Source organism: Leptolyngbya subtilissima AS-A7 (genome assembly GCF_039962255.1).
Lineage (GTDB): Bacteria > Cyanobacteriota > Cyanobacteriia > Phormidesmidales > Phormidesmidaceae > Nodosilinea.
On sequence record NZ_JAMPKY010000008.1, the window covers coordinates 318308 to 333418 of the forward strand.

The following is a 15111-nucleotide window of genomic DNA, read 5'->3' on the forward strand; positions in this document are numbered from 1 at the left end:
CACTTCTAGATAGTCGATGTATTCGCTAAAACTGGTGACACCGACCGTCTGCATGCGGCGGGTCACCCGCCGCATGAGGCTGGGCTGTTTGTAGCCGGTAAAGTCAAACCCCCGGTTGCTGCGAACGTAGTCTAATAGAGTTCTAAAGGCGGCATCGTCAGAACTTTCTAGATTTGAGGCCACAGACTATATCCTTGCTTGCTGCACCAGGTTAATCAGGGTTTGGGGAATTGTCTCTAGGGGCAAAACCCAGTCTACCTGGCCGGTATCAATGGCCATCTGGGGCATGCTGGCCACATTGGCGGTGGCCGGATCTTGCACAATCACCCGACCGCCGTGCTGCTTGATGGCCTGAATGCCGGCCGCGCCATCCCGACCATAGCCGGTTAGAACGACGGCGATCGCCCGCTCCCCAAAGCGCTCTGCCACCGATACTAGGGTACAGTCGGCGGCAGACCGAGAGTAGTTTACTTTGGCGGTGTGGGTCAGGCGCAGGGTGCGACCGGCCCCAATCAGCAGGTGGTGGTCTGGGGGCGCTGTGTAAATCGTCCCGGCCTGCAACAACTCTCCGGTTTTGGCGTCTTTGACGGGGAGCGCCGTCATGGGCTTTAAGACCTGGGGCAGCAGGCTAGCCATGTTGGGGTCAAGGTGAATGACCAGGACAATGGCGGCGGCAAAATCGGCGGGCAGCTGGGGCAGCAGTTGCGCCAACGCTTTGATGCCCCCAGCGGAGGCCGCGATCGCCACGATGTCAAACCGCGCCGCTGAAGATAGCACTGAGGACGGCGAAGCGTTCATAGGGTTTTAGGCCGATAGCCCGGTGTCTGGTCTAGCATGACGGCGAAATGACGACCTAGGCCTAACCAGGGCAAACAATAGACTGTGGTGAGGCACGGCTCAACTTCGAAAGGGTTGGAGCGCGATCGCCAGCTCCGCCAAACAGCTAGAAAAGGGGTACAGACGCCTATTTCTAAACTAGTTTAGACTCGTTCTACCGTCAGAGGCAGCGCTCTAATTTTAGTTAATTAAATGAAATAAACAGTCACGTTGACTTCGTCCCTCTTCTACCTAGAGATTGATGATTTCAGCGGCTGATTTAGAAAAAGTTCTGCTTCCCAAACGAAAGTAAAGATTCCCTTAATCTCTCTTAAAAGAAAGACTTTCACCCATCTTTTTGACAGGAGCAGGAAAAATCAGTTGGCAGCTAAAGCTACAGCAAATCGCTTTTCAAATGCCCGCATAGATCTTTATAGACGTGCTTATCCCGTCTATAAACGCTCAGGAACGGTGTCTCCTTGAAGATGAATTTCTTTCTGATTGAGGATGAGCTGCCTGACGAGGCGAGCGTTTTCTTCGGCCTCCCGAGCCCGTTTCGAAAACTGTTCGGCTGATTGGGTTCGATTTTGCTGATAGGCGTAGGCCATTAGTCGGCGAGACAGGGCGGCTCGCTCTTCGATCGCCCGCACCGCCGTCCACAGGGCGCGCTCTAGATTCTCACCGTGGAGCGACATCAAACTGTCGAGGGAGTAGGCGTGACCGATATGGCAGCGAAATCGCAGCAGATTGTAGGCGTCTCGCACTTCCCACAGCACGCCACCACAGTCGGGGCAGGTGAATGGGGAGGCGGCATTGGGTCGCTGGCCCTCTTCGGCGGCGGCTTTCTCTGCGGCAACAATTTTCTCTTCGGGTACGGGTGGATTATTGGTCATAGGAGATTCCTGAGTAATAGGAGATTCCTGAGTAATAGGAGATTCCTGAGTAATAGGAGATTCCTGAGTGGCGTCTGCCACTAAATCCACAATGTGGCTAGCTAGAGCGGAAATTGGCAGCACTCGATCGACGGCGACATGGGCGATCGCATTTTCAGGCATGCTTCTAAACATCGCCTCGTCAGGGTCTTGCACGAGGGCGACCCCGCCCTCGGCCTTGATCACCTGTAGACCATTGGTGCCATCGTCTAGCATGCCCGTGAGCACCACCCCCACGGTGTAGGGGCCGTGGGCCTGGGCCGCCGAGCGAAACAGCACGTCGATGGCGGGGCGATGGCCGTTTTCTCTGGGGCCTCGGTTCAGCTCTATGGTGCCGCGATGAACCAGCAGGTGATAGTCGGGCGGGGCCACATAGATGCGCCCTGGCTGAATGGTTTCGCCGCTGTGGGGATGGACGGCGGGCAGGGTTTTGGCCCGGCTGAGAATATCGGGCAAAAAGCTCACGCTACCAGCCGGAAAATGGACTGCCACAAAAACCGCGGCGTTGAGCTGAGGGGGTAGTTGTTCAACGAGCTGCATTAACGCTTCAACTCCACCGGCTGAAGCACCAATGACAACGACACGACAATTGGTCATAATCTGCTCCTGCCAGCGGCGTCCACAAACAACTAGTTCAACAGTTTCTCCAAATTCAAAGCTTAACTAAACCGTCAAAGATCAACATCCCCCCAGGCTTATATATGGTTAGACCGCTAGCCTTTGAGGGCTAGGGCGGTGGCCGCCGTTTTGCTTAGGGTGGGGAGGGTTGGCGCGATCGCCCAAAATCACCCTCCAGAGAGATAAAAATTGTCAACCCATGCCCGCAGCATTAGCATTAACAGGAGCGAGCAACCTTGACCTGACGCGCTAAAACGCCGAAATTTGGAGAATTTATGAAAGTTTTGGTCGTCTACTATTCTATGTATGGCCACACCCTGAAGCTGGCCCAGGCGGTAGCCGAGGGCGCGGGGCAGGTGGCTGGGGTAGAGGTGGTGTTGCGCCGGGTGCAGGAGTTCGACGCCGTCAACCAAATCATTGACCAAAACGAGGCCGCCCGCGCCGTGCGAGAGCAGCAGCAGCAGATCCCGGTCTGCACCGTAGACGACCTCAAACAGGCTGACGGCGTGGTGTTTGGCTCGCCCACCCGCTACGGCAACATGACTGCCCAAATGAAGCAGCTGTTTGACTCGACCGCCAGCCTCTGGCTCAACGGCGACATGGAAGGCAAACCCGCCGGGGTCTTCACCGCCACCGCCTCGACCCACGGCGGCCAAGAAACCACTCTGCTCACCATGATGGTGCCCCTGCTGCACCTCGGCATGCTCGTCGTGGGGGTGCCCTATTCGACCGCCGGCATGATTCACACCGAGGCCCGAGGCGGCACCCCCTATGGGGCCAGCACCATCACCGGTGGCCAGGGCGAGCTACAGCCCCAGCCAGAAGATTTGGCGATCGCCCGCACCCTGGGGCAGCGCGTAGCCGAAGTCACCACAAAAGTGCGCGGCTAGCGCTCAGCGGCAGATGGCGGGGGGCTCTTGGCTGGGGCTCACGCTCTGCGGTAGTTCAATGGTGAACTCACTGCCCCGGTCTAGCTCACTGTTGACGGTAATCGTGCCCTGCATGACCTGCACCAGCGCATAGACAATGGCCAGCCCCAGGCCGGTGCCTTTGGCGGCGCTGCGAGCGTCATGCACCTGCCAAAACTCTTGAAAAATATGGGGCTGATCGTCTCGGCTAATGCCGCAGCCCGTGTCTTTGACCTGTAGCAGCAGTCGGTCAGCGGGCAGCGCGTCTAGGCTCACCACAATCCGCCCGGCATCGGTAAACTTGATGGCGTTGGAGATCAGGTTGGTCAAAATTTGCCGCAGCCGGTTGCGATCGTTGACCACCACCACGGGGCGATCGGGCAGGTTTGCCTCTAGAGTCAGGGCCTTTTGGTCGGCCAACGTGCCCAGTTCGTCTATGGTGGTCACGATCAGGTCGGTCAGGTCAAAGCGTTCAAGCTTCAGCTCGACTTGGTCTGCCCGCAGCCGCAAAAAATTGAGCATGTCTTCAATCATGCCGAGCAGGTGCTGCCCGTTGTGAAAGATGCGCTGCACCATCCTGACGGTCTTAGAATCGCGCTGGGGGTCAAACTGCGCCATCAACACCTGAGAAAACCCCAAAATGGCGTTCATCGGCGTTTTGAGCTCGTGGGAAACGGTGGCTAGCAGCTGCGCTCTCAGGCGATCGGCCTCTAACAGTTCTAAATTTTCAACTTGCAGCTGGCGCAGGGTGGCTTCGGCTTTTTTGCGATCGCTAATATCTCGCATTTGCCATCGCAGCCCAACCCCATTGCCTTCGATATCTTTGACGATCTCAACCGTTGTCGAGACGGTGATGGTGGCGGCTTTCCGCCTCTGTATCGTCAGCTCCCAGCCCTCGATGCGATGCGATGTCACAATTTGGTTGAGCAGCGTGCGAAAGGACACCCGTTCAGCTGGGGGCACATGGGAGACTAGGGGTTTGCCAATCAGGTAGGGCTGCTCCAGGTTCAACAGCGCAACGGCAGCATGATTTGCCTCCTGCACCACCCCATTCATATCGGTTACGAGGTAGCCATCGGGGGCAAAATTAAACAGATCTTGGTAGCGCTGGCGCTCGGCCTCAGCAATGTAGTTAGCGGCAGCGAGCTGTTCGTTTTGGGCCAACAGCTCTTCTTCGGCAATGTGGAGTTCTTCTACCGCTAGGCCCAGTTCTTCTAATAGAGCTGTGGTCAATTGCTGAGATTCGTCTGAGGGAAGTTGTCGGGTCTCTTCATAGAGCGCCGTCACCCGAGTCTGAACGTTCTCAATATAGCGAGTCAACACCTCGTCCCTTGCCACACTCACAAAGCCCTCTCCCAGCTATTCGCTCAGTCTGTCGCCATTGCCCTATCACCGCATCCACCCCACGAAATATGAGTTAGGGGCTCGAGGGGCAGAGCGCAGACGCACCCTAAGTTTTAGTTCGAAACAAGAGGGCTGGTCTAGGCTATTGACAGTCTCTAGCACTAACATGACATATTTTCACTGAGGCCAAGGTTATTGCCTTGACCCCAGTTGACAGATTAGCGCCGGCGTCTACTGCACCGCTGCCGAGACTCGCACCCGTTGCAGGCTCTCGGCTAGCTGGCGCACCACGGCGACCATAGCCAGAGAGTTGTCGAGCCGGTTGACGGCAGAACCCACGCCAACGCCAGCGGCTCCAGCGGCGATCGCCATCGGTGCGGTCACATCCGACAGCCCCGACGCGCAGAGCACCGGCACCGACACAGCCCGAGCGATCGCGTGGGCGGCAGCCAGCGTCGGCGCCGCCTTCTCAATTAACCCCAGGGTGCCGGAGTGAGTCGGCTGGCTAGAGGTACCCCCCTCGGTCTGAATAATATCGGCCCCAGCATCCACCAAGGCTTCGGCCAAGCTCACCTGCTCATCCAGCGCCAAAATGTGGGGCACCGTAACCGACAGCGTAATCTGGGGCAGCAGGGCGCGGGTGCGGCGGGTCAGTTCTAGCACCTCGGGCGCTTCAAACCGCCGACCCTGGGCGTAGAAAGCGTCGAAGTTGCCAATTTCGATCAGGTCGGCCCCAGCGGCCACGGGGGCGAGAAACGCCTCGGCCTCGACGGCAGAAACGCAGATGGGCAGAGTCGTGGCGGCCTTGGCCAAACGAACCAACTCGGCATCGGCGGCGATATCCACAAAGGTGGCACCGCCCTGGTCGGCGGCCTTCACCACGGCCACCACCCGCTCGGGGTCAAAGTTGGTGAGACCGCTAATAATTTTAAGGGCGCTGCGGGTATCGAGGGCGCGTTGTAAGTCAGAGCGCATAGGTCTATCTCTCAAAATTGGGCAGTGACCCGCCCAGGACATAGCTGGGCGGGCGCTAGTTTGACCTATTGTTGCACTGTTGGCCGAATTGCGGATAGCCCCATGTTTGGAGTTCTTGGTTCTCAGTTTTGAGTTCACCAGTCAACTCAAAACTCAAAATTTAGAACTCCACCGCATCCACTGCTGCCGCCACAGCCGCTGGGTAATGTAAAACGGGCTGATCAGACTGTAGAGATAGAGTCGCATTTCGCAGGCGGTCACCGTATCGCTGACCACCTCGCCCTGGTATTTGACCAAGTGGCGCACAATCTTGCGAATATCGTTGATCAGGTAGGCATGGGCCGCCAGCGGACGCTGCCACAGAGGCACGCTGAGCATGCGCGTGCGATGGCGGCTAAGGCCAATACCCCGAAACATTTGCAGCAGATAGTCGCGCTCAAACCGACTGGCCGGAATCTCGTGCTGCATGCGCATGGCCGGGTTATACCAGATCTCCCAGCCGTGGCGCTGCATGTGGAGCACCACCTCCAGATCTTCCCCCGCCGCCCGAAAGCCAATGGCATCGGCCAGCGATAGCTGATCGGGCACGCTGCCTAGCCAGGCCTGCCGCCGCACCACCAACCCCGCCGCTGGCGGCAGCACCTTCTGTTTAGACTCGTAGAGCAGGGGGGCAGAGCCGCGCTCGGTCAACGCCAACAGAGACCCAATGCGGCCAAAGTTTGGCGGTGGGGTCACTTCAAAATCTCCCCGAATGCGGCTGCCAAAGGCCCCCGCCTGGGGGTGGGCCTGACCAAATCGGTGGGCCGCCACTACCCAGCCCAGGGCGGGGTGGTTGTCGTCGTCTAGAAATCCGATTAGGGGGCTGCGGGCTAAGGTAATGGCAGATTGGCGAGCATAGCCAGCTCCCTGGCGGGGCTCAAAGGCATAGCGCAGGGGAATGTCTTGGGGCCACTGCTGCTGATAGGTTTCGAACACCTGGGTGGTGCCGTCGGTGCTGTTGTTGTCAACCACAATCACCTCCCAGGCCAGGTGCTCGGTGCCCAGCTGGGCGAGCAGACAGTCAAGCACCTTGGGCAGGCGGTGCTCACCGTTATAGGTGCAAATCACCACCGATAGGTCGAGAACTTCTTTGCCGGGGGCAGCGTTGGCCAGCTTCAGCCGCAGGCGCCGCAGCAGGCGTTGGGTATAGCTAGGCAGCGGTCGGTTGGCCATCGCCCGCCGCTGCGGGTCTAGGGCGATCGGTCTTTTAGCGGGTGAAGAGCCTACCCCAGCAGAGAACGATTCAGCTACCGCCAAAAAAGACTCAGCCATAGGTACCAAACCCTTTGCGCTACTGGGTGACGCTCCCCAGTGTGCCCGTGGGGAATGACCCAATATCTCGACTGGTGGCTGAGTGTGGCAGAAAGGCCGCTGGCTTAGTGTAGCCCTGGCTCGATCTGGCTGATGGGGACAAAGCACTCGGTGGGCAGCAGCACGGGGCGATCGCCAAAGATCAGCTTGCCGCGATGGGTCTTAGTGCTAATGGCAATGCCGATGGGGCGCTGCACATCTTCGGGGTGCACTTCGTAATAGGTGCGGTAAATTTGCCGGGCCGACTTGAGCAGGGCCGGGTTAAGCGCCATGGGCAGGGCACCAGCCCCCGATAGCTGACTGGGCAATGGGCTAGAAGAAGGGGGTTGCTGTAGACCGTACACGGCTCACCTGTGCGCTTATGAACAGACTTTAACTCGACTTTTCAGGGGCAGCGCATTCTAGAAAGACTTCTAGAAAGAACTTTATGACAGGGCACTCAATAGGGCTTCGCCCATGGCCTTGCAACCCACCTGGGTCATAGTCTCAGACATGATATCGCCAGTTCGATAACCCTGATCTAAAACTGTGGTTACGGCTTGCTCAATGCGATCGGCAGCGGCGGGCTGATCGAGGGCGTAGCGTAGCATCATGGCGGCGCTCAGCACCTGGGCCAAGGGGTTGGCCTTGTCTTGCCCAGCAATGTCGGGGGCCGACCCGTGGACGGGCTCGTAGACCCCCGGCCCGCTGGCTCCCAAGCTAGCCGAGGGCAACATGCCAATGCTGCCAGTGAGCATCGCCGCCGCATCGGAGAGAATGTCGCCGAACAGGTTGCCGGTCACAATGGTGTCAAACTGCTTCGGCCAGCGGATCAGCTGCATGGCCGCATTGTCGACATACATGTGGGTGAGCGCGACATCGGGGTAGTCAGCAGAGAGGGCGGTGATGCGATCGCGCCACAGCTGCGACACCTCCAGCACGTTGGCCTTATCAACTGAGCACAGCTGGCCTTTGCGTTTTTGGGCAGTCTCAAAGGCGACCTTGCCGATGCGATCGATTTCGCGATCGGTATAGGCCATAGTATTGACCCCCCGCTTTTCCCCCGTCTCGGTCTCAAATACCCCCTTGGGACTGCCAAAGTAAATGCCCCCAGTGAGTTCGCGCACCACCATAATGTCGACCCCTTCCACCACCTCTCGCTTGAGCGAAGAGGCATCGATCAGCTGCGGCAAGATGGTGGCCGGACGCAGGTTGGCAAATAGCTCCAGCCCCGATCGCAGACCCAGCAGCCCTGTCTCAGGCCGCTGGTGGCGAGGCAATGTATCCCACTTGTAGCCCCCGATCGCCGCCAGTAGCACCGCATCGCTGGCCTTGCAGGTCTTCAGCGTTTCCTCCGGCAGCGGCTCCCCAGTTTCGTCAATCGCAGCTCCCCCGATCAGCGCTTCCTCAAACTCAAAAGCCAGATCCATCTGGCGGCCCACAGTGTTGAGTACGTCCACCGCCACCGCCATAATCTCAGGGCCAATGCCGTCGCCGGGCAGCAGGGTAATGCGATAGGTCGAAGTCATAGCGTTTGCAAAAGATGGATCGAAAATAGGGCCGGCACTAACCCCCCAGCCAGCCTGGGAAGCGCACCGATTCAATATCATACCCCCAGGGGCTAACCCCGCCCCGCCCGCTTTCCCCCAACTCACCCGTCCCCAATCCGACCCACCCAACCCCCAGCTGATGGTCGATACCCTATACGGGCAAACGACCGTTTGCCCCTACAAGATTCTTGCCTTGCTCAAAGTCCCAGTCTCTCAATAAACCCCACCGCCCCTCATCCACCCATCCACCCGCCTACCCCCCTACCCATCCACCCTCCCTCCCACCCACTCCCCCCATGCCCCAATACCTCTACCTCCACGGCTTCGCCTCCAGCCCCCGCTCGGCCAAAGCCCAGGCCATGCAGACCCGCTTCTCAATGCTGGGCCTCGACCTCATCATCCCCGACCTCAACCAGGACGGCTTTGGCCACCTCACCCTCAGCCGCCAAATTCAGCAGGTCAGCGCCCTGATTTTGGCCCAGAGCGAACCTACCGTTCTGATCGGCTCCAGCCTAGGGGGCCTCACCGCCGCCTGGGTTGCCCAACAAGCTGCAATTACAGACCGCATCGAAAAACTGGTGCTGCTGGCCCCCGCCTTTGACTTTCTCGCTCAGTGGCTGCCCCGCCTCGGCCCCGACCAGCTCGAAGCCTGGCGCACCGAGGGCACTTTCCCCATCTATCACTACACCGAGCAGCGCACTCTACCGCTGCACTACGACTTCATCGCCGACGCCCAAGGCTACAGTGACGATGGCCTAAAAGCCCAGATCCCGACTTTGATTCTCCACGGCACCAACGACGAGACTATATCTATAGAAGCCAGCCGCGCCTACGCAGCCCCGCGCCCCTGGGTGCGACTGGTAGAACTCTTCAGCGACCATGCCCTGACAGATGTGGAGAAAGATATTTGGCGGCACACCCACGATTTTCTGGAGCTTGGAACCTAGGGAAGTGCTTTAGCTGTCGAGTTGGGCCGTTGTTGAGTCGCTAGGTTCTTGCAGTTGCGGTTTGTGGTCGCGCTGGGTCTGTGTGACGGTAGTTTCCCAACCCGTTTCAAGAACTGCAACCCCCATGCCACAATTAGCCCAATCCTCTACGTTAGTAACAGGGCAGCCCGGTGGAACCGTCTTCCCTCAGTGCGTCAAACAGTGAGCCCAATCCAGTTCAGCCGCAGGGGCCACCAACCCCACGGCAGTTGAGCAGCATCAAAGCTCAGCTCGACCTGGTGCTACTAGCCCTAGAAGCCCTTACCGGCCTAGGGTCAGACGCCATGCTGGCAGCAGCCAACGATTTGGGGGTATCGGATTTGCTGAGCGATCGCGTCAACCTATGGCGACTGCGCCAGGCCAGCCCGCTGCGCAAGGGACAGGGCCGCAAAAAGCTCGATGTTGACGAAGCCCGCGCCCTGGTGCTGGTGAGTTGTCATTTAGCGATCGCCCATCGCGATCCCATTCGGCAGGCCGTGGCGCGGCTAGAGAAAGCCCTCGAACAGGGGCAGCCTCCGCACCGCACCGCGCAGCTAGGCGACTACCTCGACGCCTTTAGCAATGCCTACCAAGACCGCATGGAGGGCGATCAAACCGCCACCACCGACGAGATCAATGCCCTAGGGCTGAAGCTGCTGGTCGATCTGCTGTTCTACAGTGGCTCCGGCGGTAGCCGTAAGCTGTGGGTGGCGCTGCTTGAGCGGGCTGGCCAGTGAGAAGTTTGAATTTTGGTTGGATTGGTTAAGGTGTTCTTGAGCTGAGTGCTATGGCCGCGATCGCCACTGTCACCTCCTATGAATATGCGGCGGGCACCTGTACTCTACGGCTGGTGGGGGAGCTTTCGCCCTTGAGCCAGATTACGGGCCGCCCGGTGCTGGGGCGATCGCGGTTTCACCTGCAGGTGCAGGGAGACGACGCGCTCAGAGAAGCCAGAACCCTCGCTAGCCGGGCCATGATTCTGGAGATCGGTGGCCGAGAGCCGCAGTTTTCAGCCCTGGCGGATCTGGTGCAAACCTACGTCCAAAATTATCTCAATGCCGATGCGATCGCCGCTGGAGGAGCGGTTGCTCGGGGGGAAAATTCGCTTCACCCCGTCGGGCTAACTCGCCATCGGCTCACCCTGGCTGTGCCCCTAGAGCCACCTAGAGTAGTTGAACTCTCTACCCTGCAACTGTCTGACCTAGCCGATGCCCTAGAGCAGGCCGACAGCAACCTTCAGATCCTGCCCGACGCGGCGATGCCCAAGACTCGTCGAGTGCGCCCTAAACTGCCGCTTTGGCTAGGGTCGGTGGCGGCAGTGGGCATTGCGGCACTGCTGGGCAACCAGCTGCTCACTACCGCCCCTAGCTCCGTAGTGCTTTCCCCCAGCGAGTCTCAATCAACCGGTGAGGCAACGCCCCAGCCTTCTGCTGATAACCCACAGCTGACCCCAGCAGCACCTGCGCCCCCCGCCGCCAATACTCCTGCTGCGGCGGACTCTGCCCCCGCTGCCACAGGCGAGGCTCTGCAAGCGCCCATTACAACAGCGCCGACCAGCCCAGCGGCTCCCTCAGGCACTGCACCTGGGCCTGGAACACCTAAGGCATCGCCCCCGCTCGCCGACGCTGACCCAGCCCCAGCTCAACCATCCCAAAGCGAGCCTGCTCTAGCCCCTACCCCCCTAACCCAGGACGAGGCACGCGCCGGGGGGCAAGCCGCGGCTGAGGCACGCATAGCCGCTGAACCGGCACCGAATGCTGCCCAGCCCGAGGCCCTAACGGCCCCGGCCAGCCCCGAAGCCTTTGACACTGGACCCAGCATTGCTGCCACTACCGCCCCCGACTCTGCGATCGCCTGGATCAGCAACCTCACCCAAGCCCTTGAGCAGCAGTGGCGCCCTCCAGCCAACCTAGCCGCGCCCCTGCGCTACCGCCTTGCCCTTGAGCCAGATGGCACCGTAACTGCCCTAGAGCCTCTGAATGACTTCTCGGCTAATTACCAAACCAATGCCACCCTGCCTAAGCCCGGTGACATCATCCCCGGCGTCGTCAAAGATGCATCAACCACGGTAGAGGTGCAGTTTTTACCCACCGGAGCAGTCGTCGTGGTGCCGCCTGAAGGTTCAAACCCTTAGGGTTAGGGGTCTGCCTCTCAGGAACCGGTCTCTGGCCGTCGCTGGCTTCGGCGCTTGGCTTTGCGCATTTGCAATGTTGACATGGCTTTGTCAACAGGGAAGCCAGCGACGGGAATGACCTGGTGCTTGCGATCGCGCTCCAGCTGCTTCAACTCTGTATAGTCAATCCAGTGGATGCAGTCCACCGGGCAGGTGTCGATTGCCTCTTGAATGAGCTCCTCAGAGTCGCCATCCTGGCGGTAAACGCGCGATCGCCCGTGGTCAGGCTCAATATAAAAGGTGTTGCGGGCCACGTGGGCGCAGTGCTTACAGCCAATGCAGGTAATTTCGTCGACGTAGACACCCTTTTGGCGCAGCTGGCCGCCTAGCTCGGGTTCATAACCGGTGCGGTCTTCTGCCTGGCGCAGGTGACCACCAAGCTCGGGTTCAAAGCCGGTCGCATCAGGTTGCCCGTCAAACTGTGTCATTGTGGTTGCTACTCGTGCTTTAGAACGCCCAAATGCTGGGCCAATACAAAGAAAGGGGCCAAATAGCCCCTCTCTAAGATTCAAAAGGTCAATGGGTTAGCCATTCCAGCGCTGCACTACCAGCCGCACAGAACCATCTTCCCGTACCTGCTCTTCAGACAACTGAAAGCCCTGACGAGAGGTCTCAGCCACTACGGTGTTATAGGCGTAGCGCTGGGTCACCCGGCTGAGAAACCCTTCAACAGTTAGCGGTTGCTGCCAATATTGGAGATCAGCTACCAGCTCATAGTCACTGGTTTCGGGGTTGCGGCGAAAGCCAATATCGTAGCCGTTGTCTTGGGCAATTACCACGTCCGCAGACTGGGTTTGGCCCTGATAGCCACGCACATCACAAGGGCCAGACTTCCAGTCGGTGCCCAGGTCATTCAAAGCCAGCTTTAGGGAATCTAGATTGCGAATTTTGGTTTTGATTTGGCTAAAGTGTGACATTTGCTCGGGGTGATAATAGGGGACTCTAGAATCGAAAAATTACCACTGACTGTAGGCAGTTTGGGCAGCCACAGTTTCGGTAGCCGTTTGCTCATTCCGCTGAGCAAAATACTCAGAGGTCTGCTGCTGCGCCACCACGGTACCCAGCTGAGCTTCAATAGCCGCAGTTACCTCAGCACAGGAGGCCCCCACAATGCCAGTCACCGTCTCTTTAACCCGGCCGTCAGGGTAAATAATGAACTCTAACGTTTCCATAGGATTGCTCGTTTCAACACCAGTGATGGTGATACTAGTGACCTTTAAACATCGTGGGTGTTAACAACTTCCCCAGCGGTATGTCAGGTTGGCAAGCGCCAAATTAATAACCCGATCTTAACCGGCAGGGGTAGTGTAGTTCGCCACTGTTCATTACGAAACTCAATCTACTGCATTGATCCCGGAAGTGGGCACATCCATTAGACGTAGTGTCGCGTAACTTTTAGAGAGCGTCAAGGCAACTTTTGTTACATATCGCAGTGCTTTTAACGACCTACAACCGCGCAAATGCCCTTTCAGCCGTAGGTTGAGCCTAAAACAATTTAAGAAATATTAAGAGCCTACTCAACCTGGGAAACACTGATTGGCAACACAAGTTGTCTTCTGCTCGAGACTCTAGACTTTGCTTCGTTGAGGTTGCCTGACTCAGTACTATGGCTAGGCATCGTCGGAGAGTCGTGTTTTTCCGTTTTGGCCTTGCGAATGCGAAACGTATCCTCCATCTCACCCTAAATGACATCAAGAATCGAGTACAGCTGATTCTCCACCAGGATTAGGTGCTCTATCGGAAAAATCATCCGTCGCAAAACGTAATATCCCACGACAAGCATTTAGATTGAAGGGGTATCATTTTTGGCAAGGCTGTAAGTGTCCAATTTAGCCCCGTGGACTCAGGACGTTCTCCTATTTCCTTGGCAGTATGACGGATAACTATTGCCAACGGATACCAAATCCTGAGCGTATTGGCATAGGTTGGCATCGTCGAGTCTGATCAGGCTTTTCTAGCACTGCTCATCCTAGGAGAAAGACTATGTCCTCTTCTTTGCACTTCGACCTCAACCCCATCACCTTCGCAACCGCTGAAGATGACAGACTGAGGCAGCAACTTCTCAACCAAGGCATTCAAGTCCTCACCGAACAAGAAGCCCTACAGGGTTCAAGACCTTGGGACATTATTTGCCAAGACGACCAGCGCGAAACAGTTCTTCACCAGCTCAAAACCTTCAAAACCCTAGGGTTGGGTAATACCTACATTCAAGGATTGTGGCGTTGCGATCAGATCGATCTGCTCTCCGAACGTCTTTTTGCTCTGAATCCAGCGGCTAAAACCAATGCTCTGCTTTTTGATTTACCCAATTCTCCTTATCTAGTTATAGAACAGCTTCTGTACAAGTTTTTTAACCTTTCCCTTCTCCGACAGAACGATGTAGCTAAGTCCCATTACGATCTGCCCACGGAACTGTATGAAGGCTTTCTGGGAGAGTCAATGAAATACACTACCGGGGATTGGACGGGGTTAGATCCAGTGCCGGAAAACCTTACCGCTGCCCAGTACCAGAATCTAGATTACTGGTGTAATGAGCTAGAGATTACCGATGGCGACATCATTTTAGACTGTGGTTGTGGCTGGGGAACCCTACTTGACTATTTAAGCCCTCGTGTCAATGTCACCTACATCGGCATCACCATTTCAGAGGTGCAACTCGACTATTGCCGTAGCACTTTCCAAGAATTTGAGAACGCCTATTTCTACAACCATAGCTACCACAATCGGTATCAGGATATTCTGGCCGCATCTGGTGTAGATCACATCAAAAAATGCATCTTCCTGGAAACTATTGAACATGGCGGCACCAGAAATTGGCCAAATATTCTCAAAAATGTCCGGGAAGTGATCAGTCCCGACGGTCTCTTGGGAATCCAAACGATTGGCGCTGATCATCCCAATTTGGTCTGCGATCCTTATGTCAATCGCTATATTTTTCCCCACGCTTCTCTCGGTTCCCCCTCAGAACTGGGGCGAGCCATTGAGAGCGACCGCCAATTCGTCAAATGCAAAGAACACAATATTGCCCATCACTATCCAGCCACGTTGCGAGCCTGGAATCACCTTTTCCAACAAAACTGGGAAGAGATTCAGCCTTATATCCAATCCATCCTTAATTTGACTCCGTTTCAAACGCTGGATGAGTGGAAGCGCCATTGGGAATTTTACCTTTTACTCTGTGCAGGAGCTTTCGTGGCCGGAACCTATCCCCAGGTCTATCAACTGACGGCAAAACCCAATTTCTTTAGCAAATTCTAGGCGTTCTGCTAGGGAAAGCTCCAGAGACTGGCAAAACGCAACAGCGCCCCTCTTGCGAGGAGCGCTGTTGTGCTAATCAATCAGTGGGGTAGTCGTCGAGGACTAGCCGATGATTTCAGGCGCCTCAGCGGTAGCGAGGTCGAGGGGGAAGTTGTGAGCATTGCGCTCGTGCATCACTTCCATACCCAGGTTCGCCCGGTTGATGACGTCAGCCCAGGTGCCAATCACGCGACCCTGAGAATC

15 protein-coding genes and 2 pseudogenes are annotated in these 15111 nt (G+C 57.2%); 5 read left to right on the forward strand and 12 right to left on the reverse strand.

All coding sequences use genetic code 11. The features are described from left to right. Positions 1–21 precede the first annotated feature (21 nt). The 3 genes and pseudogenes from NC979_RS25415 to NC979_RS18415 form a co-directional block, all read right to left on the reverse strand. Positions 22–183, reverse strand: a pseudogene (locus NC979_RS25415) (hypothetical protein); the annotation flags it as partial. 3 nt (positions 184–186) lie between these two features. Beyond that, positions 187–798 (reverse strand): chemotaxis protein CheB, encoded by a 612-nt coding sequence (locus NC979_RS18410; protein ID WP_190519600.1) that lies wholly within the window; start codon positions 796–798, stop codon positions 187–189. Positions 799–1268: 470 nt separating this feature from the next. Next, the gene (locus tag NC979_RS18415; RefSeq protein ID WP_190519602.1) at positions 1269–2345 is read right to left on the reverse strand and encodes a chemotaxis protein CheB; all 1077 of its coding nucleotides are present in this window, start codon (positions 2343–2345) and stop codon (positions 1269–1271) included. A 296-nt stretch (positions 2346–2641) separates the two neighbouring features. Here NC979_RS18415 and wrbA point away from each other — a divergent pair, with 296 nt between their 5' ends. Continuing rightward, on the forward strand, positions 2642–3256 hold the full coding sequence (wrbA, locus tag NC979_RS18420) for an NAD(P)H:quinone oxidoreductase (RefSeq protein ID WP_190519604.1): 615 nt from the start codon (positions 2642–2644) through the stop codon (positions 3254–3256). A gap of 3 nt (positions 3257–3259) precedes the next feature. Here wrbA and NC979_RS18425 read toward each other — a convergent pair whose 3' ends face one another. From NC979_RS18425 to leuB, 5 genes are all read right to left on the reverse strand, one after another. Then, positions 3260–4618 carry a sensor histidine kinase gene (locus NC979_RS18425; RefSeq protein WP_347403936.1) on the reverse strand — a complete coding sequence of 453 codons (1359 nt, stop codon included), beginning with the start codon at positions 4616–4618 and terminating at the stop codon, positions 3260–3262. 231 nt (positions 4619–4849) lie between these two features. Further along, positions 4850–5593 (reverse strand): DUF561 domain-containing protein, encoded by a 744-nt coding sequence (locus NC979_RS18430; protein ID WP_190519606.1) that lies wholly within the window; start codon positions 5591–5593, stop codon positions 4850–4852. A gap of 153 nt (positions 5594–5746) precedes the next feature. Further along, positions 5747–6904 (reverse strand): hormogonium polysaccharide biosynthesis glycosyltransferase HpsE, encoded by a 1158-nt coding sequence (gene hpsE, locus NC979_RS18435; RefSeq protein WP_199308845.1) that lies wholly within the window; start codon positions 6902–6904, stop codon positions 5747–5749. A 104-nt stretch (positions 6905–7008) separates the two neighbouring features. Further along, complete coding sequence (locus NC979_RS18440; protein ID WP_242019869.1) at positions 7009–7251, reverse strand: hypothetical protein; 243 nt, start codon at positions 7249–7251, stop codon at positions 7009–7011. Positions 7252–7368: 117 nt separating this feature from the next. Beyond that, on the reverse strand, positions 7369–8451 hold the full coding sequence (gene leuB / locus NC979_RS18445; protein ID WP_190519608.1) for a 3-isopropylmalate dehydrogenase: 1083 nt from the start codon (positions 8449–8451) through the stop codon (positions 7369–7371). Between the two features lie 317 nt (positions 8452–8768). On the opposite strand from leuB, the gene NC979_RS18450 reads away from it, so the two are divergent. The 3 genes from NC979_RS18450 (at position 8769) to NC979_RS18460 (ending at position 11571) form a co-directional block, all read left to right on the forward strand. Beyond that, the gene (locus tag NC979_RS18450) at positions 8769–9419 is read left to right on the forward strand and encodes a YqiA/YcfP family alpha/beta fold hydrolase (RefSeq protein WP_190519610.1); all 651 of its coding nucleotides are present in this window, start codon (positions 8769–8771) and stop codon (positions 9417–9419) included. Positions 9420–9589: 170 nt separating this feature from the next. Then, the gene (locus NC979_RS18455) at positions 9590–10174 is read left to right on the forward strand and encodes a DUF3038 domain-containing protein (protein ID WP_073608763.1); all 585 of its coding nucleotides are present in this window, start codon (positions 9590–9592) and stop codon (positions 10172–10174) included. 50 nt (positions 10175–10224) lie between these two features. Continuing rightward, entirely contained in the window at positions 10225–11571 is a 1347-nt protein-coding gene (locus NC979_RS18460) for a DUF4335 domain-containing protein (RefSeq protein WP_190519612.1), read from the forward strand. Between the two features lie 17 nt (positions 11572–11588). Here the strand turns inward: NC979_RS18460 and NC979_RS18465 are convergent, their stop codons facing one another. From NC979_RS18465 to NC979_RS18475, 3 genes are all read right to left on the reverse strand, one after another. Then, positions 11589–12038, reverse strand: coding sequence for a ferredoxin (locus NC979_RS18465; protein WP_190519614.1), 450 nt, complete (start codon positions 12036–12038; stop codon positions 11589–11591). Between the two features lie 96 nt (positions 12039–12134). Further along, a complete protein-coding gene (locus tag NC979_RS18470; protein WP_190519616.1) occupies positions 12135–12527 on the reverse strand; it encodes a DUF1257 domain-containing protein in 393 nt (130 codons plus the stop codon). A 39-nt stretch (positions 12528–12566) separates the two neighbouring features. Further along, complete coding sequence (locus tag NC979_RS18475; protein WP_190519618.1) at positions 12567–12782, reverse strand: DUF2997 domain-containing protein; 216 nt, start codon at positions 12780–12782, stop codon at positions 12567–12569. An 811-nt stretch (positions 12783–13593) separates the two neighbouring features. Between NC979_RS18475 and NC979_RS18480 the strand changes: the two genes are divergently transcribed. Next, on the forward strand, positions 13594–14868 hold the full coding sequence (locus tag NC979_RS18480) for a class I SAM-dependent methyltransferase (protein ID WP_190519620.1): 1275 nt from the start codon (positions 13594–13596) through the stop codon (positions 14866–14868). A 102-nt stretch (positions 14869–14970) separates the two neighbouring features. Here NC979_RS18480 and NC979_RS18485 read toward each other — a convergent pair. After that, positions 14971–15111: pseudogene (locus NC979_RS18485) on the reverse strand (photosystem II q(b) protein); the annotation flags it as partial.